Below are 15470 nucleotides of genomic sequence, written 5' to 3' on the forward strand. Positions count from 1 at the left end.
CTCGACCGGCCCTGCGTGCTCGGGCTGCCGACCGGCGCCACGCCGATCAGCGTGTACGCCGAGCTGGTGCGCCTGCACCGCGAGGAGGGTCTCTCGTTCGCCAACGTGGAGACCTTCAATCTCGACGAGTACTACCCGATCACCCCCGACGAGCTGCAGAGCTACCACCGCTTCATGCGGGAGCACCTGTTCGACCACGTGGACATCGATCCCAAGCGCGTCCACATCCCCGACGGCACGGTGCCGGCCGACCGCGTCGCCGAGTACGTCGCGGCGTACGAGGAGGCGATCCGCGACGCGGGCGGCCTCGACCTGCAGCTCCTCGGCATCGGCCGCACCGGGCACATCGGCTTCAACGAGCCCGGCTCGGCCCGCGACAGCCGCACCCGGCTCATCTTCCTCGACCGGGTGACGCGGCGCGACGCGGCGAGCGACTTCTTCGGCCTCGACCTCGTGCCGCGGCGCGCGATCACGATGGGCGTGGGGACGATCCTCGACGCGCGGCGCGTGGTGCTGATCGCGTTCGGCGAGCACAAGGCCGACGTCGTCGCGCAGGCCGTCGAAGGACCGGTCACCGCCCGCATCGCCGCCAGCTACCTGCAGCAGCACCCCGCCGCGACGGTGGTGCTCGACGAGGCGGCGGCCGCCGGCCTCACGCGCTACCGGAGCCCGTGGCTCCTCGGGCCCGTCGCCTGGACCGACCCGCTGATCCGCAAGGCCGTGGTGTGGCTCGCCCGCAAGCTCGAGAAGCCCATCCTCAAGCTCACCGAGGAGGACTACAACGAGGCCGGCCTCCAGGACCTCGTGGCGGGCCGCGGCCCCGCGTACGACATCAACGTGGACGTGTTCCGCGCGATGGCCGAGACCGTCACCGGCTGGCCGGGCGGCAAGCCGCAGGCGATGAAGCGCCCCGGCGACATCGACCGCCCCGCGGACGCGGTGTTCCCCAAGCGCGTGCTGGTCTTCTCGCCGCATCCCGACGACGACGTGCTCTCGATGGGCGGCACGCTGCTGCGGCTCCAGGAGCACGGCCACGAGGTGCACGTGGCCTACCAGACCTCGGGCAACCTGGCCGTGTTCGACGCCGACGCGATCCGCTTCGCCGAGTTCGCCCAGGACTTCAACCGCATCTTCGCGATCAGTCCCGAGGAGGCGGCGAAGATCGAGCGGCACATCGAGGACCAGCTGCGCAGGAAGCGCCCGGGCCAGGTCGACAGTTTCGAGGTCCGGCGGATCAAGACCCTGATCCGCGAGGGCGAGGCGCGGGCCGCCGCGCGGGTGTGCGGGATCCCGGTGGAGCGGCTGCACTTCCTGCGGCTGCCCTTCTACGAGACCGGCACGGTGCGCAAGCTCCCGCCGGGCGAGGCCGACGTGGCGGGCATCGCCGCGCTGCTCGAGGAGGTGAAGCCGCACCAGGTCTACGCCGCCGGCGACCTCACCGATCCGCACGGCACGCATCGCCTGTGCTGGCAGGCGCTGCAGCAGGCGCTGGCGCGCGTGAAGGGGAAGCGCTGGTTCCGCGACTGCGAGGTGTGGCTGTACCGCGGCGCGTGGCAGGAGTGGGAGCCCGAGCGGATGGACATGGCCGTGCCGCTCAGCCCGTCCGAGGTGGTCCGCAAGCGCGACGCGATCTTCAAGCACCAGTCGCAGAAGGACCGCGCGATGTTCCCCGGTCCCGACGAGCGCGAGTTCTGGCAGCGCGCCGAGGTCCGGAACCGCGAGGCGGCGAAGCTCTACGACCGGCTCGGCCTCGCCGAGTACGAAGCGATCGAGGGCTTCGTGCGCTGGAAGGCGATCGCCGGCTAGCCGTTCCAGCTCGCCGGCGGCGGGGAGCCCGTGGCGAAGGCCGCCAGGCGCCTGATCCGCGGCGCCGCCGCGCTGCGGGTCACGGCGAGCCGCAGGGCCTCGAGCCGGAGCACCGGCACCGGCTGGATCCGCTTGTGGCCGATCGCGGTGCCGGCGCCGAGCGGGACCCAGTGCCCCTCGGCGAGTCCCTCGAGCCAGTACTCCCGCACCCGCTCGCCGCCCGCGAGGTCCTCCTCGATCACGACGTGGTCCACCAGGGCGGGCGCCGGAGGCCGCAGCACCACCTCGCGGCCCGCGCCCGCGCGCTCGGCCAGCGGCGTGCCGAAGCGACGCCGGATCTCGTCACCGAGCTCTCTGGCACGCCGGGCGTCGGCCGCCGGGATGCGGCCGGTGCGGTCCGGCGGGAGGTTGAGCAGCAACTGCGCGCCCCGGCCCACCGAGCGGTAGTAGATGTCCAGCAGGGCGTCGAGCGGGAGCAGGTTGCCCGCGTTGGTGGGGCTCCAGAACCAGCGCGGCCGCCGGATCGAGACGTCCACCTCGTCGGGCAGCCACGCGTCGCCGTCGGGGGTGCCGTCCCTCGCGGTGGCCTCGCCCGTGGCCGCGGCCCGGCGCGGCAGCGCGTTCCACGCCGGGTACGGTGCGAAGCCGTCCTCGTTGCCCACCCACCGGATCGTGGCCTGCGGCCCCTGGAAGACCATCGCGCGCGGCGCGTGGGACCGGAGGACGTCGCCCACCGGCACCACGATGCTCCCGTCGAACCAGACCTCCACCAGCTCGCCGTAGCGCGTCAGCAGCTCGGTGAGCTGGCGGCGGTACGTCGCGTCGTAGGCCGCCTGCCGCTCCGGCGTCGCGCACCGGCCCCGCACGGCCGCCCCGAGGTGGTCGTCGCGCGGCGAGAGGTACACCCCGAGCCCGAGGCCGCGGCGGCGGCACGAGGCCGCGAGGTCGGCCATCACGTCGCCCGCGCCGCGCCGCCACGGCGCGTTGCGGACGCCGTAATCCGTCGTGCGGGTCTGCCACAGGCAGAAGCCTTCCTGGTGCTTGGCGACCAGCACGACGTAGCGCGCGCCGAGATCGGCGGCCACGCCTGCCCATTGATCGGTGTCCACGTCCGGATCGAAGGCGGAGACCGGCATCGTCCCGGGATCCAGCTCGCTGGCCCGCCAGGTGGCCGGCCCGAAGTGGACGAACATGCCCAGCTCGAGGTCGGCCCAGTGAAGCTGGTTGCCAGTCGGAAGTGCCAAGGAGGAAGTCCCGGGCCCACCCCACCCGGCGGCCCGGCGCAGCACCGAAGGGAACAGCGCGCCCGCCGCAGCGAGCGACCTCACGAACTCCCGGCGATCGGTCACGGAAGGCAAAGATACGCGCGCCCGTGCGCGCGGCACTACCGCGGCCGGTAGGGGAACATCCCGACGACGCCGCGCCCCTGCCCCGAAACCCGCACTACCGCCCGTCGCGGTTCCGCGGATATTTCCCGCTCGTGAACGCGCCCGCTCGCAAGGCCGTGATTCTCGCCCGCGGCCTCGGCACCAGGATGCGCCGGGACGACGCGGCCGCCGCGCTCGACTCGAGCCAGGCCGCCACGGCCGCCGCCGGCCTCAAGGTGCTGATGCCCCTGGGCGGCAGGCCGTTCGTCCACTACGTGCTCAGCGCGCTGGCCGACGCCGGCTACGCGGACGTGTGCCTCGTGATCGGCCCCGACCGGCCGGAGGTGCGCGACCACTTCGAGCGCGAGGTCAAGCCGCGGCGGATCCGCATCGCGTTCGCCGTCCAGGACCGGCCGCTCGGCACCGCCGACGCGGTGCTGGCGGCCGAGGCGTTCGCCGGCGCCGACCGCTTCCTCGTCATCAACTCGGACAACTACTACCCGATCGAGGCGTACCGCGGTCTCCGGACGATGGACGGCGCGGGCATCGCGGCGTTCTGGCGGAAGACGCTGGTGTCCGACGGCAACCTGCGGCCCGAGCGCGTCGCCGGATTCCCGGTCATCGAGCAGGACGCCTCGGGATACGCGACCCGGCTCGTCGAGGCGGCCGACGCCGCGCTGCCGCCGGACGCCGACGCCCTGATCAGCATGAACTGCTGGATGTTCACCCCGCGGATCTTCGCGGCCTGCCGCGCCATCCCCCCCTCGGCCGGCGGCGAGCTGGAGATCCAGGCCGCCGTCCGGCTCGCGATGCGCGAGGGCGAGCGATTCCGCGTGCTCGCGCTCCGCGCGCCGGTGCTCGATCTCACGGCCCGTGGCGACGTCGCCTACGTGACCGGGCGCCTCGCTGGCGCCCGGGTGGAGCTGTAGCCATGGCTGCGGACCCGCTGCTCGACCAGGCGCTCGCGACCCTGCGCCGCCTCGGCGGCACCTCCGACGAGGTGCGCCGCTACTTCGTGCCCGGCCGGATCGAGGTGCTGGGCAAACACACCGATTACGCCGGCGGGCGCAGCCTGCTGTGCGCCGCCGAGCGCGGGATGTACTTCGCGGTCGCGCCGCGGAGCGACGACCGGATGCGCATCGCGGACGCCCGGCTGGGCGAGACCGTGGAGTTCGTGATCGACGCGGGAGCGCGCGCCGCACCGGGACACTGGTCCAACTACCCGATGACCATGGCGCGCCGCCTGGCGCGCAACTTCCCCGGCCGCTGGACCGGCGTGGACGTCGGGATGGTGGGCGACCTGCCCCTCGCGGCGGGCATGAGCAGCTCGAGCGCGGTGTCCATCGGCTACTACGTCGCGCTCGCCGACGCCAACGCGCTCGAGCGGCGGCCGGAATACACCGAGAACGTGCACACGATGGAGGACCTCGCGGGCTACCTGGGCACGGTCGAGAACGGCCGCACCTTCGGCACGCTGCGCGGGGACACGGGCGTCGGGCTCGCGGGCGGCAGCGAGGACCAGACGGCCATCCTGTGCTGCCGCGCCGGCGAGCTGAGCCAGTACTCCTTCTGCCCGGTGCGCCACGAGCGCAACATCCGCCTGCCGGCGGGCTGGACCTTCGCGGTGGGCGTGACCGGGGTGGTCGCGGACAAGAACGCCGCGGCGCAGGAGAAGTACAACCGCGCCGCGCGGCTGGTGGACGAGGTGATGCGGGTGTGGCGCGGGGCGACGGGCCGCGACGACCTGTGGCTCGCGGACGCGCTGGCGTCGTCGCCCGACGCGCTCCCCCGCTTCCGGGCGCTGCTGGCGCCCACCTCCGACCTGCTGGACCGGTTCGAGCAGTTCGAGGTCGAGAACGCCGAGATCATCCCGGCCGTCGGCGACCTGCTCGCCGCGGGCGACGTGAAGGGCGTCGGGCCGCTGGTGGACCGCTCGATGGAGCGGGCGGTGCGCCTGCTCAAGAACCAGATCCCCGAGACGATCGCCCTGGCCTCCGGCGCACGCACGCTGGGCGCCGCCGCCGCGTCGGCGTTCGGCGGCGGCTTCGGCGGCGCGGTCTGGGCGCTGGTGGCCGGGCGCGACGCCGAGGGCTTCCTCGCCCGCTGGGCCGACGGCTACCGCCGGGCCTTTCCCGCCTGCGCCGGGCGCGCCGAGTTCTTCCTCACCGGGGCGGCGCCGGCGATGCGACGCGTCTAGCCGCGGCGAAACGCGCCGGCCGCCGGCTCCGTAGGACGGCGCGTGACCCGTCCGCGCGCGGGCGCCCCCGGCCCCATCGCGCCGCGCACCGACTCTGCCACCGCAGCCTCGAAGGAGAAAGCCGATGCACCGAATCCTCCGCGCCGTGAGCCGCGCCCTGCCCCGCGCGGCGATGCTCCTCCTCGTCGCCGCCGCGCCGCTCGCCGCGCAGACCAAGCTGCTCCGCTTCCCCGACATCCACGGCGACCGCGTCGTCTTCACCTACGCGGGCGACCTGTGGACGGCACCGGCGACCGGCGGCACGGCGGTCCGGCTCACGGCGCACCCCGGCCTGGAGCTGTTCGCCAAGTTCTCGCCCGACGGGCAGTGGATCGCCTTCACCGGCCAGTACGACGGCGACGAGCAGGTGTACGTGATTCCGGCGACGGGGGGCGTGCCGCGCCAGCTGACCTTCTACCCGGCCCGCGGCCCGCTGCCGCCGCGCTGGGGCTACGACAACCAGGTCTACGGGTGGACGCCGGACGGCAAGGCCGTGCTGTTCCGCTCCCTGCGCGACGGCTGGGACCTGGCCGACAACCACCTCTACACGGTCCCGCTGGAGGGCGGCCTCCCCACGCCGCTGCCGATGCCGCAGGCCGGCGCGGGCGACTTCTCGCCCGACGGCCGGCGGGTGGCCTACTCGCCGCTGTTCCGCGACTTCCGCGCCTGGAAGCGCTACCAGGGCGGCTGGGCCGAGGACCTGTGGGTGTTCGACCTCGCGACCCACGCGGCCCGGAACATCACCCACAACCCGTTCACCGACCGCGACCCGATGTGGATCGGCAACCGGATCTACTTCGCTTCCGACCGCTCCGGAACGCTCAACCTGTACACGAGTCTGCCGGACGGCACCGACCTGCGGCAGCTCACGGCCGACAGCACCTGGGACGTGCGCTGGCCGAGCGCGGACGAGACGGGGCAGATCGTCTACGAGCTGGACGGCGAGCTGCACGTGCTCAACACCCGCGACGACTCGGACCGGAAGATCGACATCGTCGTGCCGGACGACCAGCTCGCGGCGCGGCCGCACCACCAGTCGGTGGCGCGCCAGGTCGAGGACTTCGCGCTCAGCCCGAGCGGCACGCGCGCCGTGTTCACGGCCCGCGGCGACGTGTTCACCGTGCCCGCCGAGCACGGCCCCACGCGCAATCTCACCCACAGCTCCGACGCGCACGAGAAGGGGGCGCGCTGGTCGCCGGACGGCCGCAAGATCGCCTTCATCTCCGACCGGACGGGCGAGGAGGAGCTGTACCTGATCGACCAGGACGGCTCGGGCGCGCCCGAGCGGCTCACGACCAACGGCGACATGATGCGCTACCCGCCCGTCTGGTCACCCGACGGCCGGTACCTCGCCTTCGCCGACAAGGTGGGCCGGCTGTGGGCGCTCGAGCTGGCCACCAAGCGCCTCACCGAGGTGGCGCGCGACTCCAGCGGCACGATGTACGACCAGAGCTGGTCGCCGGACAGTCGCTGGCTCGCCTTCAGCCTGGCCCACGCCAGCGGCTTCCGCTCGGTGTACGTGTGGGGGCTGGGCGATCACGTCCTGCACCAGGTGACCGACGCGATGACGGGCTCGTACGAGCCGGTCTTCGACCGCGAAGGCAAGTACCTCTTCTTCCTCAGCGACCGGGAGTATCACCCGCAGCTCAGCTCGCTCGAGTGGGACTTCGCCGGCAACCGCACCACCGGGATCTTCGCGCTGGCGCTCCGGAAGGACGTGCCGCCGCCGTTCCCGCCGCAGAGCGACGAGGTGAAGCCCGACACCACCGCCGCCGCGGCGCCCGCGGCCGCGCCCGCCCCGGCGCGCGGCCGGCACGCGGCGCCGGCGGCCGACACCGCCCGGACGTCGCCCAAGGGCGCCCCGGCCCCCGTCGCCATCGACTTCGACGGTCTCGCGGGTCGCATCGCGCCGGTCCCGGTGCCCGCCGACAACTACAGCGGCCTGGTGGCCGTGAAGGGGAGCCTCCTCTACCTGCGCCAGCCGGCCGGCTACTACGGCCGCTCGACCGACGAGCACTCGGCGCTGCTCGTCTTCAGCTTCGAGGGCCGCAAGGTCACCACCCTCGCCGAGGACGTCGGCGGGTATGCGCTCTCGCCCGACGGCGCGAAGGTGCTGGTGCAGCAGGGCGGGGCCTACAACCTCTACGACGCGAGCGCCACGGGCGCGGCATCGAAGAAGACCGTGTCCACCGAGGGCCTGCAGGCCGACGTGGTGCCGCAGCAGGAGTGGGCGGAGATCTTCGAAGAGGTGTGGCGGCGGTTCCGCGACTTCTTCTACGTGCCGAACATGAACGGCTACGACTGGAAGGCGCTGCACGACCGGTACCGGCCGCTGCTCCAGTACGTCGGCCACCGCTCCGATCTCGACTACGTGCTGCAGGAGATGATCGCGGAGCTGAGCAACTCGCACACCTACATCTCGGGCGGCGACTACGGCGACGTGCCCGCCCGGCCGCCGGTGGGGCTGCCCGGCGCGCGCTTCGCCCTGGACGCGGCGACGGGGCGCTACCGGATCGCGTCCATCATGCAGGGCGACAACGCCGAGGCGCCGTACCGCTCGCCGCTCACGGCCATCGGGGTGGACGCGCGGGTGGGCGACTACGTCCTGGCCATCGACGGCGTGGACCTCAGGGCGCCGGAGAATCCCTACCGGCTGCTCCGCTACAAGGCGGACCGGCCGGTCGTGCTCACGCTGAACGCGCGGCCCACCAGCGACGGCGCGCGGCAGGTGACCTACCAGCCCATCGCCAGCGAAACCAACCTGGTCTACTACGACTGGGTCGCGGCCAATCGGCGGCGGGTGGACTCGCTCAGCCACGGCACGGTCGGGTACCTGCACCTGCCGGACATGGGCGCGGACGGCATCAGCGAGTTCATCAAGTGGTACTATCCGCAGATCCGGATGGAGGGGCTGGTCGTCGACGAGCGCGGCAACGGCGGCGGCAACGTCTCCTCGATGATCATCGCGCGGCTCAGCCAGCAGCTGCTGGCCACGCGGTTCTCGCGCGACAACGACTTCCCCGGCACCTACCCGAACGGGCCGATCTTCCACGGCGCCCTGGCCGCGCTCCTCAACGAGACCTCGGCGTCGGACGGCGACATCTTCCCGGCCATGTTCAAGCAGGCCGGCCTCGGCCCCCTGATCGGCCAGCGGTCGTGGGGCGGCGTGATCGGGATCACCGGCCACGGGCCGCTCTTGGACGGCGGCAACGTCAACGTCCCGGAATTCGGGTTCGCCAGCGCCGACGGCCGCTGGATCATCGAGGGCCACGGCGTGGATCCGGACATCGTGGTCGAGAACGACCCGGCGTCGGTGATCGCCGGCCGCGACCCGCAGCTCGAGCGCGGGGTGGCGGAGGTGCTGCGCCAGATGCAGGAGCATCCGAAGCGGCTGCCGACGCGGCCCGCTCCGCCGGTCAAGGCGCCGCCCGGCATGCGCTAGCGCCCTGCCGGCCCGCTGACGCGAAGGCCGGGGTCCGACGCGGACCCCGGCCTTCGTGCGTCCCGTCACGGCCCGGCGGCGCCGTCCCGCCGCCCGGGCCTCGCCGCCCTAGCTCCCGGACCGGCTGGTGGCGCCGATGAACTGGGCGATGCTGCCCTTGAGCTGCGCCAGGTCGGGCTCGTGCAGGTACATCATGTGCCCGGCGTCGTAGTACTTGAGCGAGATGTGGCTCCGCAGGTCCGGCCGCAGCCCCAGGTGGTCCATCGTGTACTCGGTCGCGAAGAACGGCGTCGCCAGGTCGTAGTAGCCGTTCTCCACCTCGACCCGGAGGTTGGGATTGTAGGTCAGCGCCTGGGCCAGGTCGCCGCCCACGTACGGCGTCCCCCGCCAGCCGCCCCCGCCGCGGCGCCCGCCGCGGCTCCAGTTCCACTCCACGTTGCCGCCCACCGCGTAGCGCTGCTCCCCGCCGTAGCGCAGCTCGTCCTTGAGGTAGGAGTTGATCGCCGCGGTGAACGCGCCGGTGATGGCGTCGGACTGCGGATCGCTGAACGCGTTCTCGGCCAGCAGGTCCGCCTCGGGGCCGCTGAACCGCGCGTCGAGCCGGCCGGTCACCAGCCCGCGGGAGCGCTGCAGCTCGGCCATGTACTGCCCGAGGTCCACCCGCAGGTTCGCCTTGTCGAGGTAGTCGGCCCCGAGGCCGGTGTACGCCGCCAGCTGCCGGATCACGGCGGCCCGCTCGTCCCCCGCGAGGCCGGAGCCTTTCTCCAGCGCCGCTGCGTACGGCCCGGCGGCGAACTGCCGCACCGTGTCGAGGAAGGCCGCCAGGCTCGCCGGCCGGGCGATCGCGTGGTGGTACGCGGCGACGGCGGCGTAGCTGGGCAGGTACAGCACGTACGAGACGTCGTGACCCGGTGCGAAGTTCAGGGTCTCGAAGTCGAGCACGTTCGAGATCAGCACCACGCCGTTGAAGTCCATCCCCTCGTCGCCCTGCAGCCGGTTGACCAGCACCGCCGAGCGCGTCGTGCCGTAGCTCTCGCCGATCAGGTACTTGGGCGAGTTCCACCGCCCGTTGCGCGACACGTACTGCCGGACGAACTGCGCCAGCGACCTGGCGTCCTCGTCGATCCCCCAGAAGTCCTTGCCGGTTCCCTTCCCCACCGGCTTGCTGAAGCCGGTGCCGATGGGATCGATGAACACCATGTCGGTGACGTCGATCAGGCTGTTGGCGTTGTCCACCAGGCGGTAGGGCGGCGGCGGCGTGGGCTCCGCGTCGCTGGTGACGATGCGCCGGGGGCCGAAGGCCCCCATGTGCAGCCAGGCGGAGGCCGAGCCGGGGCCGCCGTTGTACACGAAGGCGAGGGGGCGCCGGCTCGCGTCCGGCGCGTCGGTGCGCGTGTAGGCCGTGTAGTACAATCTCCCGATCGGCGCGCCCGAGTCGCTCCGCAGGATCAACGTCGCCGCCATCGCCCGGTACGGCACGGACACGGAGCCGATGCGCAGCGTGTGGAGCGTGACCGACGAGTCGGGCACCGTGTCCGACGCCGCCTCCGACCTCACGGCCGAGTCGCGCGCGGCACCGCCCTGCTCGGCGGCTGCGGGCTGCGGACGCCGGGGCCGCTGAGCCTGGGCCGAGGGCACGATGACGAGGGCGGCGAGCAGCGCGGGGGCGAACGGGACGGGACGCATGCGACCTCCTTCGGGAGCGGGTTGACGCCCGGTCGAACGGATGTGGTGAAGTGGCGAGCAGAATACACCCAGGATGCCCGCGAGATTCAAGGGCCGGCCCGCTCGGCCCGCGCGGACCGGCCCACGCCCCCGGGGCTATCCGCCAGCCCGGAGCGCCTCGACCGGACTGATCCGGAGGGCGGCCCTGGCCGGCGAATACGACGCGACCAGGGCTACGAGGGTGAGCAGCGCCCCGACCACCGCGAACGTCGCCGGGTCGCCCGGCCCGACTCCGTAGAGCTGGCTCCTGATCACGCGCGTGGCAGCAGCGGCCCCAGCGAGACCCAGCACAACGCCGACGAGGGCGAGAGCAAGCCCGTGACGGAGGACCATGTGCAGCACATCGGCCGTCCCGGCGCCGAGGGCGACGCGGACGCCGATCTCGTGCGTGCGCTGACGCACGGCGTACGCGACCACGCCGTAGAGGCCGACGGTGGCGAGGAGGAGGGCGATCCCGGCAAACGCCCCGAGGAGCGTCAGCAGGAAGCGCGGCTCGGCACGCAGGTCCGCCAAGGCCATGCGCACGGTCCGGGCGCGGAGCACGTGGATGGCCGGTTCCATCCGCACAATCGACCGGGTCAGGAACGGCAACAGCGCCGCAGGGCTCTCGCTGCGCGCCAGGATGGTCGCATGGGTTCCGGTGCCGGCGAGAGGCTGGTACACGGCCGGCTGGGGTGGCGCACCTTCCTCGCCGGGCAGCCTCGGATCGGCGACCACACCGACGACGGTCCACCACGGGACTCGGTCGCCGAAACGGAACCGGGCACCGAGCCACGCTCCGGCAGGCAGGTACTGACGCGCGAAGGCACGGCTCACGACGGCCTCATGATCGCTCGAATCCGCGCTGAAGACCCGACCTGCGAGGAAGGCGATCTCGGCCGCTCGGAAGTAGTCCGGAGTCACATTGTTGAAGGCAAGCATGTGGAACTTCGCCCCGCGCTCCGGCGGCTGGCCTTGCACCGCCAACGTTGCCATCAGAGCGCTGCCGGTCCACGGGCTCATGAGCGCACCGGACACGGCCTGGACCCCGGGCATCACGCGCGCCCGCTCCACAATCCGCGCAAGCAGCTGAGCCCGGACAGCCGGCGACGGCAAGCGATCGGCTGGGAGTTCAAGCTCCACGGACAAGAGCCCAGCCGGGTAGAGACCTTCGTCGGCAGTTGCGCGCGTCGCCAGGGAACGCACCAGCAGACCCGCCGCGATCAGGAGCACCATGGAGACGGCGACCTCGCCAACGACCAGACCGTGGCGAAGGTGACGCGAGGATGGCCGGCCCGCCGTGCTGCGTGCCGTGTCCTTCAGGCTCTCGCCCATCTGGTGCTCGGTCGCGAACCACGCCGGCGCGAGACCGAACAGCATCCCGGTGCAGCACGCCAGACCCAGCGCGAATGCGAGAACGTGAGGATCGAGGCGGATCTGTGCCAGAGCCGTCATGGTCGGGATGCGCGGATGGAGCACGGCGACAAGCGGAACGCCACGCCACGCGAGGAGCACGCCGAGGCCCCCCCCGCCGAGCCCAAGCAGGACGCTCTCGGTCAGGAGCTGGCGGACCAGCCTCCCACGGCCCGCGCCGATCGCGGTCCGGATCCCGAATTCGCGCTGTCTCGACCACGCGCGCATGAGGAGAAGGTTCGTGACGTTCGCGCACGCGATGAGCAGGACCAAGCCGACCGCGCCGAGCAGCAGCGTGAGCGTGCTGCGGTACCATCCCTGGAAGGCGTCACGCACCGCGACCAGGTTGGCGCCCGGAGCGTTCGGTCCCATGCTGGGATCGCTGGCGGCAAGCGCACCCAGCTCACGCGCTGCCTGGTCCACTGTCACGCCGCGGCGCAGCCGGCCCAGCGCCGCCACGCGATCTGCACCCGTGCCCGACGGCAGGGGTAGGAAGACCTGAGGCTGATCGAGGTCGTAGAACAGGGCCAGGCCGAAGTCGCGCGGCATGACACCGATCACGATGTACGGGCGCCCGTCGATCGTCATCGTGCGTCCCAGCGGGCTGCTGCTCGCTCCGAAGCGACGCCGCCAGAGAGCTTCGCCGATCATGACGACGGCGGGCGCGCCCGACCGTGCATCCTCGGTCGTGAAGGCGCGGCCCAGCAGCGGGCGCACGCCGAGGAACGGCAGGAGGTTTGGCGCCAACCCCTTGCCACTCACCAGCTCGGGCTCCCCGGCGCCGCTCAGCGTCCATTGCGCAGACGTATACTCGACGATGCCCTCAAGACTGTGGCCGCCGGCACGCCACGCGTCCACGACGTCGCGGCTCGGCGAGATGGAGGCCTGCCCATGGAAGACCAGTTCGTCCACCGCCACCAGCCTATCCGCATCACGGTACGGCAGCGGCTTCATCAGCAAGTCATGCACGGCACAGTAGATCGTCGTCGTGGCGCCGATCCCAAGGCCGATCGTCGCCACGACCAGCAGCGAGAAGCCCGGCGAACGCACGAACTGGCGGCCGGCAAACCGCAGATCCTGGCCCAGGTCGGAGAGCCACGCGGTAACACGGCTGCGCACGACGCCCGGCCGCTCGACCGCCCGGCAGAAGGCTCGCAGGTCCTCCACGTCTCCGAAGCGCTGCAATGCCTCCGCCCGCGCCGCGTCGGGCGGCATCCCCGCCGCGACCAGGTCCTCGACCCGGCGCTCCAGATGAAACGCCACCTCCTCGTCCAAATCGCGGGTGATGTGCGCGAAGGCACGGAACGGCAGGCGGAACAGGCGCCGCATGCCGGCGGGAAGCCCTGCTACGGAGCGGTCGCCCACCGCGCCGCCCTACCTCGCCTCGAGGATGCGCGCGGCGGCGGCCGAGAACCGGCGGAACGTCTCCGCCTCGGCCCGAAGGATGCGCCTGCCCCGCGGAGTCAGGGAGTAGAACTTCGCCCGGCGGTTGTTCTCGGAGAGCCCCCACTCGGCGCGGACCGCGCCGCCCTGCTCCAGGCGGTGGAGCGACTTGTACAGCGCCGCATCCACGATCTCCAGCTCTCCCGCCGTGCGCTCCTCGATCCACTTCGCCACGGCGTAGCCGTGCATCGGCCCCCAGGACAGCGTCTTGAGGACCAGCACGTCGAGAGTGCCGTAGAGGAGTTCGCGAGGCTCGCGCGACAACGGTGCTCCACTAACCTGGTTAGTGGAACCTAGGTATCGCAGCGACAGTCTGTCAACCACGCCCGAAGTCGGGATTGCCCCGCCGGCGCCCCGCCACGTCGCCTCCTCCGTTCTTCGGCATCAATTCCTCACGCCTCGAATCCCGTCGCGCCCCCGCCCGAGCGACGGCTCACGCCCTCAGGTCATGAACGCCAGCACCAGGATGCCGGCGAACACCGCGACGGCGCCCGCCACCCGGCGCGGGCCGAAGCTCTCCCCGAGCCACAGCCAGCCCGCCAGCGCGGCGATCACCACGCCCACCTCGCGCACCGCGCCCGCGTAGGCCAGCGGGGTCACCGCGTACGCTGCCAGCACGGACGTGTAGGCGACCATCATCAACGCGCCGGCAAGGGCGATGCGCAGCGCGCCGGCCCGCACCTCGGCCAGGATCGCGCGCACCCCGTAGCGCATCACGAGCGGCGGGGCCAGGGGCACGACGCTGGCCAGGGTGATGGCCGCCGTGTACGGCGCGGCCGCCGTGCGGCGGACCGCGACGCCGTCGATGAGCGAGTAGCACGATACGCACAGCGCCACGCCGAACGCGGCCGCGACGCCGCGGCCCCGGAACGCGGACCCGCCCCACCGCCACCACGCGGCCCCGCCGCCGACCGGCACGAGGCCCAGCACCACCAGCCCCAGGCCTGCGAGCCCGGCCGGCGAGGGATGCTCGCCCAGCGCCAGCGCCGCCCACACCGCGAGCAGGACCGGCGCCGCGCCGCGCGCCAGCGGGTAGACCTGCGAGAAGTCCGCCTCGCCGTACGCGTAGGCGAGCAGGAGGTAGTACGCGCACTCCACCAGGCCGCTCGCCGCGACGAACGGCCAGATCGGCCGCGGCACCGGAGCGGCGAGAAGCACCGGCAGGTAGAGCAGGCCGCCCGCGAGCACCGCGAGCCAGGTGAACAGCAGGCGGTTGGCGGCGCCCTTGATCAGCAGGTTCCACGCGGCGTGCAGCACGCCCGCCGCGAGCAGGAGGCCCAGCGCGAACCCGCTCATCCGCGCGGGCGCCGCCCCGCGGCCGCCCGTGCCAGCCCGCCCTCGAGGCCTGCGTGAACCCGGCGCGCCGCCCGGCTCACCCGGCCGGCTCCGCCTCCAGCGTCAGGACCTGGAACGGACCCAGATCGAAGACGTGCGGGAGGCCGGCCTCGAGCCGGAGCGGCGCCTGCCCGCGATCCGACGCCCACGGGCTGCGCGCCGCGTAGACGCGCGGCGCATCGTCCGGCAGCTCGAAGGCCGGGCCGACGTCGAGCGTGAAGGACTGCGGGACGGCCGCCGGGTTCCTCAGCGACAGGATGCCCCGCCCCCCGCGCCACGCCGCATGGCCGTACGCCGCGAGCGCCATCGGGTCGCCCCCCACCCAGTGCGTGTCCGCCAGCACGTCGGCGTTGCGGCGCGACCAGGCCGCCGCCTCCGCCAGCGCGTCCCAGTCGTGCGCGGTGAGCAGCGAGGGGGTGCAATACAGCTCCTGCAGCTGCGTCCCGGTGCCGAAGTAGGCGCGCACGTCGTCACCGAAATCGCCGTGCGGGTCGGTGTCCAGGTTGTGCGCGTGCCGCGCGTAGATCACCCCGTGCAGCATCAGGGAGTTGAGCGGGAACAGCGGCCCCTTCCGCACCACGCCCTGGTAGGTGTCGCCGTCGCGGTAGGTCATCCACCGCTGGCGGTCGGTCCCCACGCCGGCGAAGTCGTGGTCCTCGCCCCCGCGCCAGATCGAGTCGGCCCAGCGCAGCCAGAACGGCGAGGGGAAGGTGCCGGTGGTGAG

At 72.8% G+C, this 15470-nt stretch carries 10 protein-coding genes; 4 read left to right on the top strand and 6 right to left on the bottom strand.

Going from position 1 to position 15470, the window contains the following annotated elements; translation table 11 throughout:
- A partial coding sequence (gene nagB / locus VMF70_11140) for a glucosamine-6-phosphate deaminase (GenBank protein HTT68575.1) occupies positions 1-1806 on the top strand: 1806 nt, incomplete at its 5' end.
- On the opposite strand, the gene VMF70_11145 is transcribed toward nagB, so the two are convergent.
- Positions 1803-3050, bottom strand: coding sequence for an alpha-L-fucosidase (locus VMF70_11145; protein HTT68576.1), 1248 nt, complete (start codon positions 3048-3050; stop codon positions 1803-1805). The genes nagB and VMF70_11145 overlap by 4 nt on opposite strands.
- Before the next feature lie 236 nt (positions 3051-3286).
- Between VMF70_11145 and VMF70_11150 the strand changes: the two genes are divergently transcribed.
- From VMF70_11150 to VMF70_11160, 3 genes are all read left to right on the top strand, one after another.
- Entirely contained in the window at positions 3287-4102 is an 816-nt protein-coding gene (locus tag VMF70_11150; GenBank protein ID HTT68577.1) for a sugar phosphate nucleotidyltransferase, read from the top strand.
- A gap of 2 nt (positions 4103-4104) precedes the next feature.
- Positions 4105-5370, top strand: coding sequence for a galactokinase family protein (locus VMF70_11155; protein HTT68578.1), 1266 nt, complete (start codon positions 4105-4107; stop codon positions 5368-5370).
- A 124-nt stretch (positions 5371-5494) separates the two neighbouring features.
- Positions 5495-8851 carry a S41 family peptidase gene (locus VMF70_11160; protein ID HTT68579.1) on the top strand — a complete coding sequence of 1119 codons (3357 nt, stop codon included), beginning with the start codon at positions 5495-5497 and terminating at the stop codon, positions 8849-8851.
- Positions 8852-8959: 108 nt separating this feature from the next.
- Here VMF70_11160 and VMF70_11165 read toward each other — a convergent pair whose 3' ends face one another.
- The 5 genes from VMF70_11165 to VMF70_11185 all read right to left on the bottom strand — a co-directional run.
- Positions 8960-10537, bottom strand: coding sequence for a hypothetical protein (locus VMF70_11165; protein ID HTT68580.1), 1578 nt, complete (start codon positions 10535-10537; stop codon positions 8960-8962).
- A 135-nt stretch (positions 10538-10672) separates the two neighbouring features.
- Positions 10673-13297, bottom strand: coding sequence for an ABC transporter permease (locus VMF70_11170; protein ID HTT68581.1), 2625 nt, complete (start codon positions 13295-13297; stop codon positions 10673-10675).
- Between the two features lie 45 nt (positions 13298-13342).
- The gene (locus VMF70_11175) at positions 13343-13675 is read right to left on the bottom strand and encodes a PadR family transcriptional regulator (protein HTT68582.1); all 333 of its coding nucleotides are present in this window, start codon (positions 13673-13675) and stop codon (positions 13343-13345) included.
- Positions 13676-13852: 177 nt separating this feature from the next.
- Positions 13853-14707 (bottom strand): EamA family transporter, encoded by an 855-nt coding sequence (locus tag VMF70_11180; protein ID HTT68583.1) that lies wholly within the window; start codon positions 14705-14707, stop codon positions 13853-13855.
- Between the two features lie 76 nt (positions 14708-14783).
- Positions 14784-15470: enterotoxin (locus VMF70_11185; GenBank protein ID HTT68584.1), on the bottom strand; the 687-nt coding region annotated here is incomplete at its 5' end.

The organism is Gemmatimonadales bacterium, assembly GCA_035502185.1.
GTDB lineage: Bacteria > Gemmatimonadota > Gemmatimonadetes > Gemmatimonadales > JACORV01 > Fen-1245.

Bases quoted from the DNA above. Each gene is read 5' to 3' on its own strand.
- VMF70_11170 (HTT68581.1), bottom strand. From the start codon at position 13,297: ATGCGGCGCCTGTTCCGCCTGCCGTTCCGTGCCTTCGCGCACATCACC.
- VMF70_11165 (HTT68580.1), bottom strand. From the start codon at position 10,537: ATGCGTCCCGTCCCGTTCGCCCCCGCGCTGCTCGCCGCCCTCGTCATC.
- VMF70_11180 (HTT68583.1), bottom strand. From the start codon at position 14,707: ATGAGCGGGTTCGCGCTGGGCCTCCTGCTCGCGGCGGGCGTGCTGCAC.
- VMF70_11155 (HTT68578.1), top strand. From the start codon at position 4,105: ATGGCTGCGGACCCGCTGCTCGACCAGGCGCTCGCGACCCTGCGCCGC.
- VMF70_11160 (HTT68579.1), top strand. From the start codon at position 5,495: ATGCACCGAATCCTCCGCGCCGTGAGCCGCGCCCTGCCCCGCGCGGCG.